This is a genomic window from Kribbella sp. NBC_00889 (genome assembly GCF_045207705.1).
In the GTDB taxonomy this organism is placed as follows: domain Bacteria; phylum Actinomycetota; class Actinomycetes; order Propionibacteriales; family Kribbellaceae; genus Kribbella.
The window spans coordinates 3,895,791-3,911,726 of the sequence record NZ_CP108783.1; the positions used below are offsets into that span (position 1 = coordinate 3,895,791).

The 15,936-nt window shown below is 69.5% G+C and carries 18 protein-coding genes; 6 read left to right on the forward strand and 12 right to left on the reverse strand.

Annotation, left to right across the window (positions count from 1 at the left end; translation table 11 throughout):
* The first annotated feature begins 95 nt into the window (after positions 1–95).
* Positions 96–1,211 carry a cytochrome P450 gene (locus tag OG817_RS18970; protein WP_406056387.1) on the forward strand — a complete coding sequence of 372 codons (1,116 nt, stop codon included), beginning with the start codon at positions 96–98 and terminating at the stop codon, positions 1,209–1,211.
* Here the strand turns inward: OG817_RS18970 and OG817_RS18975 are convergent.
* Genes OG817_RS18975 through OG817_RS18995 form a run of 5 tightly spaced genes read right to left on the reverse strand, consistent with a single transcriptional unit; the run spans position 1,189 to position 5,555 of the window.
* Entirely contained in the window at positions 1,189–1,947 is a 759-nt protein-coding gene (locus OG817_RS18975; protein WP_406056389.1) for an SDR family NAD(P)-dependent oxidoreductase, read from the reverse strand. The two genes, OG817_RS18970 and OG817_RS18975, sit on opposite strands and share 23 nt — an antisense overlap.
* Positions 1,944–3,179 (reverse strand): class I SAM-dependent methyltransferase, encoded by a 1,236-nt coding sequence (locus tag OG817_RS18980; protein ID WP_406056391.1) that lies wholly within the window; start codon positions 3,177–3,179, stop codon positions 1,944–1,946. Before OG817_RS18980 ends, OG817_RS18975 begins: the two co-directional genes overlap by 4 nt.
* On the reverse strand, positions 3,176–3,928 hold the full coding sequence (locus OG817_RS18985) for a DUF1365 domain-containing protein (protein ID WP_406056393.1): 753 nt from the start codon (positions 3,926–3,928) through the stop codon (positions 3,176–3,178). Before OG817_RS18985 ends, OG817_RS18980 begins: the two co-directional genes overlap by 4 nt.
* Complete coding sequence (locus OG817_RS18990; protein ID WP_406056395.1) at positions 3,925–5,187, reverse strand: NAD(P)/FAD-dependent oxidoreductase; 1,263 nt, start codon at positions 5,185–5,187, stop codon at positions 3,925–3,927. The genes OG817_RS18985 and OG817_RS18990 overlap by 4 nt, the downstream gene beginning before the upstream one ends.
* On the reverse strand, positions 5,184–5,555 hold the full coding sequence (locus OG817_RS18995) for a hypothetical protein (protein WP_396389684.1): 372 nt from the start codon (positions 5,553–5,555) through the stop codon (positions 5,184–5,186). Before OG817_RS18995 ends, OG817_RS18990 begins: the two co-directional genes overlap by 4 nt.
* 101 nt (positions 5,556–5,656) lie before the next feature.
* Here OG817_RS18995 and OG817_RS19000 point away from each other — a divergent pair, with 101 nt between their 5' ends.
* Positions 5,657–6,562, forward strand: coding sequence for a MerR family transcriptional regulator (locus tag OG817_RS19000; protein WP_406056398.1), 906 nt, complete (start codon positions 5,657–5,659; stop codon positions 6,560–6,562).
* A 4-nt stretch (positions 6,563–6,566) separates the two neighbouring features.
* Here the strand turns inward: OG817_RS19000 and OG817_RS19005 are convergent, their stop codons facing one another.
* A complete protein-coding gene (locus OG817_RS19005; protein ID WP_406056400.1) occupies positions 6,567–7,328 on the reverse strand; it encodes a class I SAM-dependent methyltransferase in 762 nt (253 codons plus the stop codon).
* 65 nt (positions 7,329–7,393) lie between these two features.
* Between OG817_RS19005 and OG817_RS19010 the strand changes: the two genes are divergently transcribed.
* Positions 7,394–7,882 (forward strand): GAF domain-containing protein, encoded by a 489-nt coding sequence (locus OG817_RS19010; RefSeq protein ID WP_406056402.1) that lies wholly within the window; start codon positions 7,394–7,396, stop codon positions 7,880–7,882.
* Positions 7,883–7,890: 8 nt separating this feature from the next.
* Here the strand turns inward: OG817_RS19010 and OG817_RS19015 are convergent, their stop codons facing one another.
* Positions 7,891–8,667: a sulfite exporter TauE/SafE family protein gene (locus tag OG817_RS19015; protein WP_406056404.1), complete on the reverse strand. Its 777-nt coding sequence runs from the start codon at positions 8,665–8,667 to the stop codon at positions 7,891–7,893.
* A 118-nt stretch (positions 8,668–8,785) separates the two neighbouring features.
* On the opposite strand from OG817_RS19015, the gene OG817_RS19020 reads away from it, so the two are divergent.
* Genes OG817_RS19020 through OG817_RS19030 form a run of 3 tightly spaced genes read left to right on the forward strand, consistent with a single transcriptional unit; the run spans position 8,786 to position 11,236 of the window.
* A complete protein-coding gene (locus OG817_RS19020) occupies positions 8,786–9,583 on the forward strand; it encodes a GNAT family N-acetyltransferase (protein WP_406056406.1) in 798 nt (265 codons plus the stop codon).
* A gap of 25 nt (positions 9,584–9,608) precedes the next feature.
* Positions 9,609–10,001, forward strand: coding sequence for a YciI family protein (locus OG817_RS19025; RefSeq protein WP_406056408.1), 393 nt, complete (start codon positions 9,609–9,611; stop codon positions 9,999–10,001).
* Entirely contained in the window at positions 9,998–11,236 is a 1,239-nt protein-coding gene (locus tag OG817_RS19030) for an RNA polymerase sigma factor (protein WP_406056410.1), read from the forward strand. The genes OG817_RS19025 and OG817_RS19030 overlap by 4 nt, the downstream gene beginning before the upstream one ends.
* Here the strand turns inward: OG817_RS19030 and OG817_RS19035 are convergent.
* The 5 genes from OG817_RS19035 to OG817_RS19055 all read right to left on the reverse strand — a co-directional run bounded on the left by OG817_RS19035 (position 11,226) and on the right by OG817_RS19055 (position 15,926).
* Positions 11,226–12,599, reverse strand: a complete 1,374-nt coding sequence (locus OG817_RS19035) for an FAD-binding oxidoreductase (RefSeq protein ID WP_406056412.1) — start codon at positions 12,597–12,599, stop codon at positions 11,226–11,228. The two genes, OG817_RS19030 and OG817_RS19035, sit on opposite strands and share 11 nt — an antisense overlap.
* A 106-nt stretch (positions 12,600–12,705) precedes the next feature.
* Positions 12,706–13,125 carry an HIT family protein gene (locus OG817_RS19040; protein ID WP_406056414.1) on the reverse strand — a complete coding sequence of 140 codons (420 nt, stop codon included), beginning with the start codon at positions 13,123–13,125 and terminating at the stop codon, positions 12,706–12,708.
* Between the two features lie 55 nt (positions 13,126–13,180).
* Entirely contained in the window at positions 13,181–14,944 is a 1,764-nt protein-coding gene (locus OG817_RS19045) for a proline--tRNA ligase (protein WP_396389674.1), read from the reverse strand.
* Between the two features lie 147 nt (positions 14,945–15,091).
* Positions 15,092–15,445: a YciI family protein gene (locus OG817_RS19050; protein ID WP_406056416.1), complete on the reverse strand. Its 354-nt coding sequence runs from the start codon at positions 15,443–15,445 to the stop codon at positions 15,092–15,094.
* Positions 15,446–15,554: 109 nt separating this feature from the next.
* Complete coding sequence (locus tag OG817_RS19055; RefSeq protein ID WP_406056419.1) at positions 15,555–15,926, reverse strand: DoxX family protein; 372 nt, start codon at positions 15,924–15,926, stop codon at positions 15,555–15,557.
* Positions 15,927–15,936: the final 10 nt, after the last annotated feature.

A 15,936-nucleotide genomic window follows, 5' to 3' on the forward strand; every position in this document is an offset into this window, starting at 1 on the left:
AGTTTCGTAACCCGCTGCCCCGCTGAGTCGTTTAATTCCGATCTGTCGCAGCAATACCAGTCTACCTACTGGTTTCATCGATCTAGGGTGGCTGAATGGTCACGCTGGAGGAGCTCGAAACGGATCCACATCCGGCGCTCGCGGCCTTGCGGCCGGTGGGATGGGTCGATGCCCTGGACAGCTGGGTCGTTGCGAGCCGCGAGCTCGCACTGACCGTTCTGCGCGATCCCGACACCTTCACGGTCGACGATCCGCGCTTCTCCACCGCGCAGGTCGTCGGACCGTCGATGCTCTCTACGGACGGAGCCGCGCATGCCAACCACCGCACGCCGTTCGAGGCCACCTTCGGCTTGGCCGAGACCCGCCGACGGTTCACCTCAGTCGTGCAACAGACCGTGGACGAGTTGGTCGGTGCTCTTGAGCCGCCGTCTTCGGATCTGCGCCGTACCGTGGCCGGTCCGTTGTCCGTGGCGGTCGTGGCCTACTCGCTCGGCCTGCCGCCTGCCTCGGCCTCGACAGTGCTGGACTGGTACGCCGCGATCTCCGACTCGGTCTCCGGCGTCTCGGCCGGACGTCCGGTGACACCGGAGGGTGCCGAGGCGTTCGGCCGGCTGCACGCACACGTTGCCTCAGGCATCGAGTCGACCGACTCCCTGATCGCGGCCGCGGCCCACGCGGGGCTGGGGGTCGACGATGTGGTCGCGAACGCCGCGGTGCTGATGTTCGGCGGGATCGAGACCACCGAAGGCATGATCACCAACGCGTTGTGGCATCTGCTGACCCACCCCGACCAGCTCGACCTCGTCCGCGCCGACCCGTCCCTGCTGCCCAACGCCGTGGAGGAGTCCCTGCGCCTCGAACCGGCGGCCGCGGTCGTCGACCGCTACGCGACGCGTGATGTGGAACTGGCGGGCGCGTCCATCCGCCGCGGCGACTTCGTGACCGTGTCCCTGGCCGGTGCCGGTCGCGACCCTGCCGTCTTCCCCTCCCCCGACGACTTCGACGTACGCCGCCCCAACGCCCGCCGCCATCTCGCCTTCGCCAGCGGCCCGCACATCTGCCTGGGCATGCACCTCACCCGGCTGGAGACCCTGGCCGCGGTCGACGCCGTACTGCGCCTGCCCGGCCTGCGACTCGCGCCGGGCTCTCCCCCACCGCGCGGTCTCGTCTTCCGCAAGCCGTCCGCCCTCAACGTCCTTTGGGACGTGTGAACCGGCTCATCGCGGTCGCCCAGACACGGACCGGGAGCAGGCGGGCGATCTTCATCAGGATCGCCATCGGCAGCGGAAAGACGATCTCCGCGCGGCCCTGCTCCAACCCGTCGCAGATCGACCGGGCGGCCTCGTCCGCGTCGATGATGAAAGGCATCGGGAACGCGTTCGTCTCGGTCAGCTCGGTCCGGACGAACCCCGGACAGACGGTGACCACGTCGACGCCGGAACCGGCGACCGCGATCCGCAACGCCTCCAGCAGATTGATCTGAGCGGCCTTCGTGGCGCCGTAGGCCTCGGCGCCGGCCAGGCCGCGGTAGCCGGCCACCGACGCCAGCCCGACGATCGCGCCCCGCCCGCGCTCGAGCATCGGTGGCAGGATCGCGCCGAGGACGTTGTTCAGGCCGAGCAGGTTGACCTCGATGTGGCGGGCGAAGAGATCCCGGTCCCAGGCGGTGGCATCCAACTGCTCCCAAGTCCCCGCGCTGAACACGACCAGATCCGGCTGACCGATATCGTCGGCGACCCGTCCAGCGGCCTCGTCGACAGCCTCCCGATTGGTCACATCGAGCGGTACGACGGCCATCCGCCCGCGGGCGACGGACTCCAGCCGATCGGCTCGCCTGGCCGAGATCGCCACCCGGGCGCCCCGGTCGGCCAGCTCGGCGGCCAGAGCGGCACCGATCCCACTGGATGCGCCGACCACCCAGACGGCCTTGCCTGCGAGGGCGCTCATCGCGCGCTCCGGGCCAGCTGCAACTGACCGACATCGAGGCAACCGGACGCGAAGCCGGCCTCGCTGTAGGCCAGGTACAACTCCCACATCCGGCGGAAGTTCTCGTCGAAGCCGAGCGTCCGGATCCGCGGCCACTGCTCGTCGAAGCGTCGCCGCCAGCGCCGCAACGTCTCCGCGTAATGCGGGCCGAACCGGTCGTCGGCGACGATCCGCAGCCCGGTGGAAGCCAGGCTCTCCTCGATCGCTCGCCGGGACGGGATCAGTCCACCCGGGAAGATGTACTTCTGGATCCAGCTGAACGAGTTCCGGGTCGCCAGCATCCGGTCGTGGTCCATCAGGATCGCCTGCAGCGCGATCCTGCCGCCGGGCGCCAGCAGCCGGTCGAGCGTGCCGAAGTACGTCGGCCAGTACTCCGCACCTACCGCCTCGATCATCTCCACGCTGACGATCGCGTCGTACCTGCCCCGCAGGGCCCGGTAGTCCTGCAGGCGCAGCTCGACCCGGTCACCGAGACCGGCCCCGGCCACCCGGCGTTCGGCGAGTGCGAGCTGTTCGCCCGACAGCGTCACACCGGTGACGTGTGCGCCACGGCGAGCGGCGGCGATCGCGAGAGCGCCCCAGCCCGTCCCGATCTCGAGCAGCCGGGTGCCCTGGGTCACCCCAGCCAGGTCGAGGATCCGGTCGATCTTGCGCCGTTGCGCGTCCTCGAGACTCTGCGCGTCGTACGGCGGTGATCCGCCGAAGACCGCGCAGCTGTAGCTCATGGTCGGGTCGAGGAAGCCGGCGAAGAGGTCGTTGCTCAGGTCGTAGTGCGCCTGGACGTTGCTGCGTGCGCCGGACAGGGTGTTGCGCAGCCGGCCAGGGATCCGCTGGTCCACCAGCCGTCGCAGACTGGTCAAGGGGCCGGGCAGCAAGGTTGTCACCCGGGCGGCGAACGGCGTCAGCAGCTCACCGAGATCGGTGCCCTCGGCAACAGTCCAGTCCCCGGCCATGTAGGCCTCGCCCAGACCGATCTTCGGGTTGTGCCCGAGACGGTCGAAGAAGGCGGCGGGCCGGACGATCCGCAGGGCCGGATCGTCCGGACCGCCGGCACCCCGGACGGTGCCGTCGGGGTAGAGAGCCCGGACCGGCAGACCGGACAGGATCCGGTCGACCAGAGTCCGGGTGAGCCAGGCCCGGGGACGTAGCGGGCCAGGAAGATCGTGGACCCGCGAGGTGGTGATCGAAGTCATCGGAATCCCTCCGGTGGATGGTGGATGGGCCGGGACACCACCGGCAGCCGCCGGAGCCACAGCCAGATCCCGTGCGCGCGGATCAAGACCGAGACACGCTGCGGCATCGCCGGCAGCCGTAGGGCTGCTCTTACCACCGCCGCGGTCGTCGCCGGACGGATCCGGCCGCCGAAGCCGGCCTCGAAGACCGGCCGGTCCTGGCGACGCAGGGTGATCGAGATCGACAGGCGCTCCGGCGACACCGCGAACCGGAACGTGTAGTGACCGGAGACGTCGTTGAACGGCGACACGTAGAACTCCTTGCCGACCTTGGCCGTACCGTCCGCCGCAGGCCGGAGCACATAGGCATGCCGTTCGCCGTAGGTGTTGTGCACCTCGGTGACCACACACCGCGGCGAGCCGTCGGCGGCGAAGCACCAGAACACGGTGAGTGGGTTGAAGACGTACCCGAGGAACCTCGCGTTCGCCAGCATCACGACGCGATCGCCGGGTTCCAGCACGATGCCCTGATGGCCCAGATAACGCCGGACAACGGACTTGATCCCGGCCGATCCGCCGCCCAGATGGTCGCGAGCATCGAACCCCGCCAGTGGCCGCAGCCAGGGCGGGTACTGCGGCAGGTGGTCCAGGTCCACGAGCCACAGGTACGCGCGGTGCCTGAACGCGTGCCGGATCGGGATCCGCCGGCCGTGCCGGACCCGTCCGACCACGAGTGCCGGCAACGTCGGCAGATCGCTGAGAGCTGTCACCACTCGACCCCGAACGCGGCAGCGGCCGCGACCCCCGAGCGGCAACCATCCTCATGGAAGCCCCAGCCGTGGTACGCACCGGCGAAGGCGGTGCGGTCGGTGGACAAGCCAGGGAGCATGCTCTGCGCAGCGACCGCGGCGGGATCGTAGGCCGGATGGCGGTAGTCCATCACCGCGAGTACTGCGGCCGGGTCGATCTGCTCGCGGGCGTTCAGCGTGACCAGGAACTGTGTGTCGCTGTCCAGACCTTGCAGGCGGTTCATCCAGTAGCTCACCACCGGGGGCCGATCGCCGGCGGCGCCCTCGGGGGTCAGGAAGTTCCACGATGCCCGCGCTCGCGCCGTCCGCGGAAGCAACGAGGCGTCGGTGTGGAGGACCGCCACGTTGCGTGAGTAACTGAAGGCGGAGAGGACTTCTTTCTCCACCGGAGCCGCGTCGGCCAGCAACTCCAGTGCCGTGTCCGCGTGGGTGGCGATGACGATCCTGTCGAAGGAACTCGTCGTACCGTCGGCGTCCGTCAGTCGCACCTCGTCAGGCCCCCGGGTGATCGCCCGGATCGGCCTGCCCACCCGGATCCGGTCGAGCCGGTCGGCGATCGCGTCCACGTAGGTCCGCGAGCCACCGACCACCGTCGACCACTGCGGCGAGCCCGCGAACGTCAACATTCCGTGCCGCTCGAGAAAGCGGAACAGGTAGCGGGCCGGATACTGCAGCGAGGTCAGGGCTCCCGTGGACCAGACACACGACACCAGCGGTACGGCGTACAGCCGGCGGAACTCTGACGAGAAGCGCTCGGCGTCGAGGAACTCGCCGAAGCTGGTCAGGTCTGCCGGGCCGGTCGCGGCCAGGAACGCAGCAGCCCTCCGGTGGAATCGGCCGACCTGGCCGAGGACACCGAGAAACCGCGGGTCGGCGATCCGGCGGCGCTGGGCGAAGACCCCGGCGGCGCCACGACCACCGGCGTACTCGATGCCCGTGGTGCGATCGCTGATGCTCATGCTCATCTCGGTCGGGCGGGTCGCGATGCCGAGCTCTCCGAAGAGTCTGCGCAGCAAGGGGTAGGTACGGTCGTTGTGCACGATGAAGCCGGTGTCGATCGCCAGTGGCACGCCGGCAGCGTCGCTGACTGTTCGGGTGTTCGCGTGGCCGCCGAGTCGAGGCTCGGCCTCGAGCAGAGTGACGTCGTACGCCCGAGACAGCAGGTACGCCGCGGTCAGGCCGGATACGCCAGCTCCGACGACCGCGACCGTACGGGTCATCGGCGGACCCGGGAGGCCGGGAAGGCGGCGGCGCACAACAGGCCCCATGCCCCGGCGATGCCGACCACTTTGGCGCGCGATCGCGGCGATCCGGCGAGACCGAAACCAGCGACGTCGGTGAGGTCGCACGCCACCCGTGCGATGACCGCCGCCTGCAGCGGCCGGCCGGCCGGTGCGATGAGCATGGCCGTGCCCGATAAGACGTCCCGGACCCCGACCACCGTGCCGAGCACCCGCCCGGACCGGTCGATCGGCTGCTCGTCGGCCAGCCCCGCGGCACGGACGAGCGACTCCGGGCGGACGGCCGTGTAGGCGCCGTACCCGAGCGTGAGCAGTCCCAGGAGACGTGGCAGGAGCTGAACTCTCATCGGCGACCCTTCGTCCGAGTTTGTCTAAAGTATGTCTAAGGATCGTAGATGATCGAGCCAGGCCTGTCTAATGTCTGTCCAAGAGCTGTAGAGTCTCTGCCATGGATTCGGTACCGGGGCTGCTCCGGATCGGTGAGCTGAGCCGCCGGGTCGGCGTCAGCGACCATGTGCTGCGCGCGTGGGAGAACCGGTACGGACTGCTCTCTCCGGTGCGGTCGGCCGGCGGCTTCCGGTTGTACTCCGAGCACGACGAACGCCGTGTCCGGCGGATGCAGGCGGAACTCGCCAAGGGCCTGTCCGCGGCACAGGCGGCCCGCGTGGCCCTGGCCGACGAACTGCCCCCCGAAACAGGGCTGCCGGAGCTGCGCGCGGTACCGGCGAACCCAGCGGCCATGGACGGCGCCGCGGCAGCGTTCGGTGCCGCCCTCGACGCCATGGACGAGCCCGGCGCCCACGGACCGCTGGACCAACTGCTGAACGAATTCACGGTCGAGACCGTGCTCCGCGACGTCGTGATTCCCTATCTGCACGATCTGGGCGAACGCGTCGCCCGGGGCGAGGCCGGGATCGGCCAGGAGCACTTCGCGAGCCACGTGATCCGCGGCCGGCTCGCCGGGCTGGCCCGGGGCTGGGGCGGTGGACAGGGACCGCTCGCCGTGCTGGCCTGCCCGCCGGACGAGCACCACGACTTGGCGCTGATGGTGTTCGGGATCGTGCTCGCCCGCAACGGCTGGCGGATCCGCTATCTCGGCGCCAACACCCCGATCACCGACCTGCTCCGGATCGCAGCGGACACCACCCCAGCCGAGATCGTTCTCGCCGCAGCCGTCCCGGAACGCCTGACACCGATCGTCGCAGAACTGCGCGAGCTCGCCTCAGCGGCGCCGGTCGCGCTGGCCGGCGCCGGAGCGAGTCAGTCCATCTCCGACGAGGTCGGGGCCCAGCTGCTGGCAGGCGACCCAGTCACCGAGGCTGTGCGCCTGGCGCGATCTCAAGCTCCGTTGTGACTGATCATCGTGGACGTCTGAGGATGAGCATTGCGGCCGGGTGGACGGGCAGCCGGCGGTCGGGGTCCTGGTCCGCGTCGGCGGCGAGCCGGGCGAAGCCCTGGTCGAGTTCGTCCTCGGGGAGGTGTTCGAAGGTCGAGAAGGCGCGGTGGCTGAGGCGTTCGGCGGCCTCGCGGAAGGTCCGCGGGTTTTCGGTGCTGACCCAGACGGGGGCGTCGGCGGCGAGGAGGCCGGCCGCGTGGGCGAGCGTTCTGCACTCGTCGACGGATCGGTACATCGCGGCGTCGACCTCGCGGGCGGACGGGAAGTAGTCGTACCAGAACAGGTCCGGCATCTGGTCGGAGAACTGGCTGCGCAGGAACGCCACTCCCGCGGGCTCGAGCACGCGGTGGACCTCGGTGAGCGCCTTCTGCTGGTCGCGGAAGTGGTGGAAGGACAGGAACATCAGCACCCCGTCAACCGATGCCTCAGGCAACGGAATGTCCTCCGCGCCGCCCTTGAGGTAGGTGACGGCCGGGTGGGCGGCCGTCTCTGCGGCGATCTCCCGCATCCGGTCCGACGGCTCCACGCCGTACACGGGCCCCTGGAACACTTCGGCAAGACCTGGGGTGAGCCGGCCGGTCCCGCTGCCCAGGTCGAGGAACGTCAGCGGACGCTCCTCCGGCATGTACGCCGCGATGGCTGCGGTCCACCGCTGCACCTCCCCTGGTGACATCCCGCGTCCGGCGGTGTACACACTGCTCAAACGACCGTCGTAGTCGACCATGTTTCGACCCTAAGCCTTTCGGGGATCGCTGGTGCGGAACAGCGGCGGCGGCGCACACTGACGCCATGACGGACCTGATGGCCGACCTCGACGCAGCCGAGACTCTCGCCGAGGTCGGGGACGTGGTCCGGCATGAGGCCCGGCGACGCAGCGGTGCCCAGGGAGCGACCTTCGTACTGCGCGAGCACGACCGCTGCTTCTACGCGGACGAGGATTCGATCGCGCCGCTGTGGAAGGGCCAGCGCTTCCCGATCACTTCCTGCGTCAGCGGCTGGGCGATGCTGCACGACGAGATCGCGATCGTCCCCGATATCGCCGTCGACGAACGGATCCCGCTGGAGGCGTACACACCGACGTTCGTCCGCAGCCTGGTGATGGTCCCGATCGGTTCCCCGACCCCGGTGGCGGCGATCGGTGCCTATTGGTCGCGGCGCTACCACGCCTCGCCGGACGAGATCGACGGCCTGCAGACCCTGGCCGACCACGCCGCGAAGGCGATCCACCGCATCGGCTTGGACGACGCTCCGTGGGCGCCGACCTTCAGTAAGCACTGACGCCCTCGTCAGCCGAGGAAGACGTCGTACGCCAGGCGCAGGATGAGGGCTGAGACGACGACCAGGAAGATGACGCGGACAAAGCGGCTGCCGCGGGCGACCGCGGTCCGGGCGCCGAGGAGACCGCCGAGCATGTTCGCGGCGCCCATGATCAGGCCGAGTTGCCACAGCGGTGCGTCGTGCAGCGCGAAGATGATGATCGCGCCGAGGTTCGTGGCGACGTTCGCGATCTTGGCCTTGGCGCTGGCCTGGAGGAAGTTGTAGCCGAGGAAGCCGACCAGCGCGAAGATCAGGAACGACCCCGTGCCCGGCCCGACCGCGCCGTCGTAGAAGCCGATCAGTACGCCGACTCCGCTCGCAGCGAGGTAGTGGTCGCGGCCGTCGAAGCGCAACGCCGTACGCGCGCCGAGTGACGGCTTCATCGCGGTGTAGATGGCGACGCCGATCAGCAGCACCAGCACGATCGGCTTGAACCACGACATCGGGATCTTCGTCGCGACCAGTGCTCCGGCCGCTGAACCCAGACCGGCCAGAACGGCGAGCGGCAGTACGGTCCGGCGATCGGGCCGCACCTTCACACCGAACGTCACCGCGCTGGTCGCCGTACCGCACAACGACGAGATCTTGTTGGTCGACAGGATCTGCGCGGGCGACGCGTTCGGCAGGCCGAGCAGCATCGCGGGCAGTTGCAGCAGTCCGCCGCCCCCGACCACAGCGTCGATCCAGCCGGCCGAGAAGGCCGCGACCACCAGGAAGACCAGGGTCCACAACGAGACGTCAGGCACGGCGCCACCGCGGGCGGAAGAGCTTCACGGACCGATGATCAGGTAAGGGCATTGTACCGCTCAACCCTTACCGCGGGGAATGAGAGACAAACCACTGCGGCGGTGCCAGAGTAGGCGGATGGCGTCCTCGATCCTGCCGCCCGAAGGCGAAGCGCTCGCCACTGGCTGGGAGCCGGACCTCGCTCCCGCGGACTCGCTCGTCCGGCAGGCCGTGCTCGCGCACGCTTCGTGGGCGACCGACGCCGCTCGGCGAGCAGGCAAGCCCTGGTACGACGGCGACAGCTGGGCCGGCAGTGTCCTCGGAGACAGCGGCCCGATGACGAACTGGGTCATCCAGAAGCAGCCGGTCGATCCGGCCGAGGTGATCCTCGATGCGGCCCGGCAGCTGCCGAACAACGTGCCGTACCTGTTCGTCAGCCCCTGGCCGACCCGCGACCTGCGCGAGCACGGCCTCGCCCTCGCGGGCCATCCGCCCCTCATGGTCCACCTCCCGACGACCGAGATCGTCCCGCCGGCCACGGACATCGACATCCGCCAGGTCACCGACGCCGCAGGACTCGCAGAAGCCGAACGCGTGCTGATCGAGGGCTACCCCCTCCCCGAGCTGCAACCGTTCCGGTCCGGCTGCATGTACGACGCATCGTTCCTCGAGGGATCCACGGTCTGGGTCGGGTACGACGGCGACGTACCGCTCGCGACGTCGACGGCACACAGCGCCGCCGGTGTAACCATCGTCGAGAACGTCGCGGTGATGCCGGCCGCGCGTGGTCGCGGCGCCGGTGCGGCCATCACGTGGGCCGCGACCAAGCACCACGACCAGCCCGCCGTACTGATCGCCTCCGACAACGGTCAGCCCGTCTACCAACGCCTCGGCTACCTCCGCCTCGAACGGTGGACGGTCTGGGTCCGGCCGTGACCGGTCGGCGCGGGACAATGGCGGCGTGAAGTTCTTGCTGCTGATCCACAACAACCCCGAAGCACTGGACGGGCTGAGCCCCGAGAAGAGGCTCGAGCTGATCGGTGGTCGTGACGTCCTCCTCGACCAGGTGCGTGCACTGCGGGAGAACGGGGAACTGCTGACGATCCTCGCCCTCGCGCCGCCGTCGGAGACCAAGTCCGTCAAGGTGACGGCGGGGACGCCGGTGATCTCGGACCGGCCGTTCCTGGAGACCAAGGAGTTCCTCGCCGGGGCGCTCATGGTCGAGTGCGCCTCGATGGACCGGGCGCTGGAGATCGCGGCCGGCATTCCGTTCGCGGCCCTGCTGCCGATCGAGGTGCGGCCGGTGCGGGAGCTCGACGACCAGGCTCTCGCCGAGCTGTCCCGGGAGCGGTGAGCTCCACGCACGGCACCCCCGACGCAGACCTCGAATCCGCGATCCGCGCCGGTGCACCGAAGGCACTGGCCTCGCTGCTCCGGCGCTACGGGACGTTCGACCAGTGCGAGGACGCCGTTCAGGAGGCGCTGCTGGAGGCGTTCGTCCAGTGGCGGGCGAACGGCGTACCGGAGAAGCCGGTGGGATGGCTCGTCAGCGTCGCGACCCGCCGCCTGATGGACGGCTGGCGGCGGGACAACGCTCGGCGGCAGCGTGAGGTCAACGACCACCTCCGGACCCCGGCGGTGGAGGACGACCACGTCCCGGACACCGACGACACGCTGCGGCTGCTCGTCCTGTGCTGCCATCCGGCGTTGACGCCGGCGTCGCAGATCGCGCTGACGCTGCGGTCGGTCGGTGGGCTGACGACAGCCGAGGTGGCCGCTGCGCTCCTGGTCGGCGAGACGATCGTGGCGCAGCGGATCAGCCGGGCCAAGCGAACGATCAAGGAATCCGGCGCACGCTTCGAGCTGCCCAGTGGGCAGGAGTACGACGAACGTCTGCGCGCCGTACTGCATGTGCTCTATCTGATCTTCAACGAGGGACACACCGCGAGCGCCGGCGACGACCTACAGCGTTTGGACCTGGCGGCAGAGGCACTCCGCATCACTCGCATGCTGCGCCCGGCCACTCCCGGCGCAGACGAGGTGACTGGCCTGCTGGCACTGATGATCCTCACGCACGCACGTCGTGACGCCCGCACCGGTCCTGGCGGTGACCTCGTCCCGGCCGACCGGCAGGACCGTTCCCGCTGGCACGCCGACGAGATCGCCGAGGGCACCGCACTCGTCGAGGCGGCGCTGACCTCGGGACCCGTCGGCCCGTACCAGCTCGAGGCGGCGATCGCCGCCGTACACAGCGAGGCCGACTCCGTCGAGACCACCGACTGGGAGCAGATCGCCGGGTTGTACCGGATCCTGGCCGAGGTCGATCCAGGCCCGATGGTGACGCTCGGCTCCGCCGTCGCGGTGGCGATGACCGAGGGTCCGCAGGCAGGGATCGACCTCGTCGAAGGCCTCGCCGGCGACCGGTACCTCGGTGATCACCACCGCCGGTTGTCGGTGCTCGCGCATCTCCAGGAACTCGCCGGGCGGCCGGATCTGGCCCGTGAGCACTATCTGGCCGCACTTGACCGCACCCGCAACACCGCGGAGCAGAACTATCTCCGCGACCGCATCACCCGCCTCACCCCCTGAGCGCGCCGGCCGGAGGCACTGTCAGGGTCGTCCGGAAGACATCAGCCGGATCGACCGCCTGCTTCAGCGCCGCGAGCCGGGCTCGATGCGGTCCCGGGTAGCAACGGTCGAGGTCGGCCGCCGTCGGGTCGGAAAGGAAGTTCAGGTACGCGCCCTCCGGCAACAGCTCGTCCCAGAGCCTTTCGAATCCCTCGATCTGGGCTCCGTGCAGCTCGGTCGATCCGATCAGTACGGCGTTGACCATGAACCGCGCATCGCGATGAGCGAAGGCGGTGGCGTCGCCAGGGATCCTTCCGAACGCGCCGCCGAGCGCCCGGACCTCCGCTGCCATCGCCGGCAGCCGCAGACGGGCGTCGGCCAACCGCTCGCCCAGGTCCGGCGACCACGCGTCGAACAGCCCGTTGCGGTTCCGCGGCGTCCAGCCCGGCGGCATCGCCTCGTCCGCCAGCACCTGCGCGTACGGCACCTCCGTCACTGTGTCCGTCAGAACTGCGCCGAGACTGCGCAACGGAGCCAGGATCTCTTCTCGCCCGGCCGCATCGCCGGCCACACACACCTTGATGGCGACCGGAGCCTGGCGATCCGCGATCATCGTCGGCGGCAGCTGGACCGAGGACGTCAGCTCGTCCGGAGCGACGGCCATGTGCTCCGCCCAACCCGACAGCACCTGGTCCGCCTGCGTCCACGGAAACAGCAGACTGCCGAAGAGCACCGTCGGCTGATGTACGGCGCTGATGTCGTACGACGTGACGACGCCGAGACCCCCGGCCGCGCCGCGCAGGCCCCAGAACAGTTCCGGCTCGTCGGTCGCGTCGACACGATGGACCGAACCGTCCGCGGTCACCACCTCGGCCGCCTGGACACTGTCGATGGCCAGGCCGTGCCGGCGTACCATCCAGCCGATGCCGCCACCGGCCATCAGCCCGCCGACTCCGACGCCGGCCGTATCGCCGGACGAGATCGCGTGGCCGGTCTTCGCCAGGTACGCGGCGACCGCGCCCCAGGTCGCGCCGGTGCCGACCCGGAACGTGGCTCGATCGCCAGGCCCGTCGGTCACGAGCGTCACCTCGTCCAATGGCCTGACGTCGATCACCACACCGCCGTCGTTGGTGCCGAACCCGGCCATGTGGTGGCCGCCGCTCCGCACCGACACCGCGAGGTCGTGGGCTTCGGCGTACTCGAGTGCGGCCGCGACGTCGGCGGCGCCGGCGCACCGAACGACGACCGCCGGCCGCCCTTGTCTGGTGAGTGTGCGATCCGCTGTCTGGTAGCCGGTATCGCCTTCGGTCAGGACTTCGCCGGTCACCGCGGCCCGCAGGGTGTCGATCCCGCGCGTCACCCGAACCGCAGGAGTATTCGTCATCGTTCGCCCCTCGTGGATCACAGACGCCCCTCGTGGGCGTCTCCTCCAGGGATCGGAGCGAACCTTCGTTCCTCGACATCGATCAGCAAAGAATTTTCGGCGGCTCTCAATCCTCGGAGCCAACGAGCTGCTGGTGGATCTCGCCGAGGTGATGCCGTGCGTCGTCGTCCGCGGTCCAGTCGTTCAACGGACGGTCACCGCGCCGCCGGGGCACGAGGTGGAAGTGCAGGTGGAAGACCTCCTGGCCCGCCGCTGCACCGTTGGCCTGGAGGACGCTCACCCCATCTGCGTTCAGGCGGTTCACGAGAGTTCGGGTGGTTGCTTGCAGAGCCGGGCCGATCGCGGCCACCGCATCGGGGGCTCCGTCGGCGCTCAGGTCAGGCACATGCCGGCGAGGGACGACGAGCGTGTGCCCGGCCCGCAGAGGCCGGATGTCCAGGAAGGCGCAGGCGTGCTCGTCCTGATACACGAACCGCGCCGACAGTCGGCCGGCCACGATGCCGCAGAACACACACGACTCGTCCATGGATCCCCCAGGAAGAACGCCGGCCGCACTCCTGGGGAGCGAGGCCGGCGACCGGTCAGCTGCGGACGGTGGCGACCAGGTGGTCGACGACCTCGGCGACCGGGATGTCGGCGCGCTCGCCCGTACGGCGGTCCTTGACCTCGATGGTGCCGTCCACGAGGCCCTTGCCCACCACGGCGATGGTGGGGACACCGATCAGCTCGGCGTCCTTGAACTTCACACCCGGCGACACCTTCTCGCGGTCGTCGTACATGACCGACAGACCGCGGGACTCCAGCTCGGCGGCGATCTCGGCCGCCTTCGTGAACACCTCGGAATCCTTGCCGGTGGCAACGAGATGGACGTCGGCGGGAGCGATCTCGCGGGGCCAGACCAGGCCGAGCTCGTCGTGGTTCCCCTCGGCGATCGCAGCCACCGCGCGGGTGACGCCGACGCCGTACGACCCCATCGTCACGGTGACGAGCTTGCCGTTCTGGTCCAGCACCTTCAGGTCCAGCGCCTCGGCGTACTTCCGGCCGAGCTGGAAGATGTGACCCATCTCGATCCCGCGCGCCGACTCCAGCGGACCCGAACCGTCGGGCGCCGGGTCACCGTCGCGCACCTCGGCGGCCTGGATCGTGCCGTCGGCGGTGAAGTCGCGGCCGTGCACCAGGTCCATCACGTGGAAGCCGGGCTTGTCCGCACCCGTCACCCACGCCGATCCCTCGGCGATCCGGGGGTCGAGCAGGTACCGGATGCCGGAGGTGTTCTCCGCACCGAGCACGCCAGGACCGATGTAGCCCTTGGCCAGCGAGGGGTGCTTCTCGAAGTCCGACTCCTCGAAGGCGGCCACCTCGGCCGGCTCGAGCTGCGCGCCGAGCCGCTTCTCGTCGATCGCCCGGTCGCCGGGCACGCCGATGGCCAGCGGCTCACGGGACCCGTCGGGGTGCACCAGCATGACGAGCACGTTCTTGAGGGTGTCCGCGGCGGTCCAGGACCGGCCGTCGCCGCGGGCGTGCTTCGCGTTCATCGCGTCGACGAGCGTGTCGATGGTGGGCGTGTCCGGAGTGTCGACCACCTCGGCCGCCGGCACAGCCGACGCGTCCACGGCCTCGGCCTGCGGGACCACGACCGCCTCGACGTTGGCGGCGTACCCACCCGGCGAGCGGACGAAGGTGTCCTCACCGTTCTCCGCGATCGCGAGGAACTCCTCCGACCGCGACCCGCCCATCGCGCCCGACATCGCCTTGACGATCACGTAGTCGAACCCGAGCCGGTCGAAGATGTTGATGTACGCCTTGCGGTGCAGCTCGTACGACGCCGCGAGACCGTCGTCGTCGATGTCGAAGGAGTAGGAGTCCTTCATCACGAACTCGCGCCCACGCAGCACACCGGCCCGCGGCCGCGCCTCGTCGCGGTACTTGTTCTGGATCTGGTAGATCGACAGCGGCAGATCCTTGTACGACGAGTAGAGCTCCTTCACGACCAGCGTGAACATCTCCTCGTGCGTCGGCCCGAGCAGCATGTCGGCGCCCTTGCGGTCCTTCAGCCGGAAGATGTTCGGCCCGTACTCGGTCCAGCGGCCGGTCGCCTCGTAGGGCTCGCGGGGCAGCAGCGCGGGGAACACCAGCTCCTGGGCGCCGATCGCGTCCATCTCCTCGCGCACGATCCGCTCGACGTTGCGCAGCACTCGCAGCCCCAGCGGCAACCAGGTGTAGATGCCGGGCGCGGTCCGCCGGATGTACCCGGCGCGGACGAGCAGCTTGTGGCTCGGGACCTCCGCGTCCGCCGGGTCCTCGCGAAGGGTGCGGAGGAACATCGACGACATACGCAGAATCACGGGAGTCTCCAAAAGCACTACGAACGGAACAACGGACGTCTCAGAGGATATCCGCCCCGGGACAGTGCTCTCACCACGTTATCCACAGGGTATGGCGAGCGGCGGCGATCACCCGGGCCACTCAGCGCCCGAGTGATCGCCGCCGCATCACATCTCCGGGTCGTCCATGAACTTGCGGACGTCCTGCGCACAGCGGCAGCCGACCGCGATCTTGGCGGCCCACTTCAGGGCCTCCTCCCGGGTGGGTACATCGACGATGGTGACGCCGCCGATGAGCTCCTTGCTCTCCGGGTACGGGCCGTCGGTGACCATCCCGTCGACGGCCACCACGGCGTGCTCCACGTCGCCGTCGTCGTAGCTCAGCCCGCCGCCGAAGACGAACACGCCGGCGTCCCTGATCTCCTGGATCACCGCGTGAGAGTCCTTGCCCACCTGGGGAAAGTCCTCGTCGGGGATGTGGTCCATCGCACCGCGCTCGAACGAGATCAAGTACCGCGCCATCTCATCACTCCTAGTCCCGGCGACCTTCCTCCGGCCGCCTCTCACCCCTGCTACGAACGCCCCAGTCCCGATCCGACAGGTTATCGGCAAAATATTCCGCGACCGCGGCTCAGCCGTCCTCGCGGGCCGCCTTCAGTGCCCATCTGATCAGCGGGAACTGCAGCGGCAGCCGGGCCCAGCCAACCGCCTTGGCCGGCAGGGACCCCTTCCGCTGCAGGTCCACTGCCATCTGCACGTTCGCCGGGAAGACTGCCACCAGCAGGCCCGCGCTGACCAGGCCTGCCACCCGCCGCGTCCGCGGGTGCAACAGCCCGGCCGCGCAGGCCAACTCGGCTGCTCCGGACGCGTAGACGAGTTCTTTCTTCCGCGGCAGCGCCCGGGGCACGATCTGCTCGAACGGCTCGGGTTTCACGAAGTGCAGCGTCCCGAGCACGCCGAACAGCAACGCCAGGCCGGTGGTGGTTCCGCTCCGAGACGCCATGCCGCGGAGC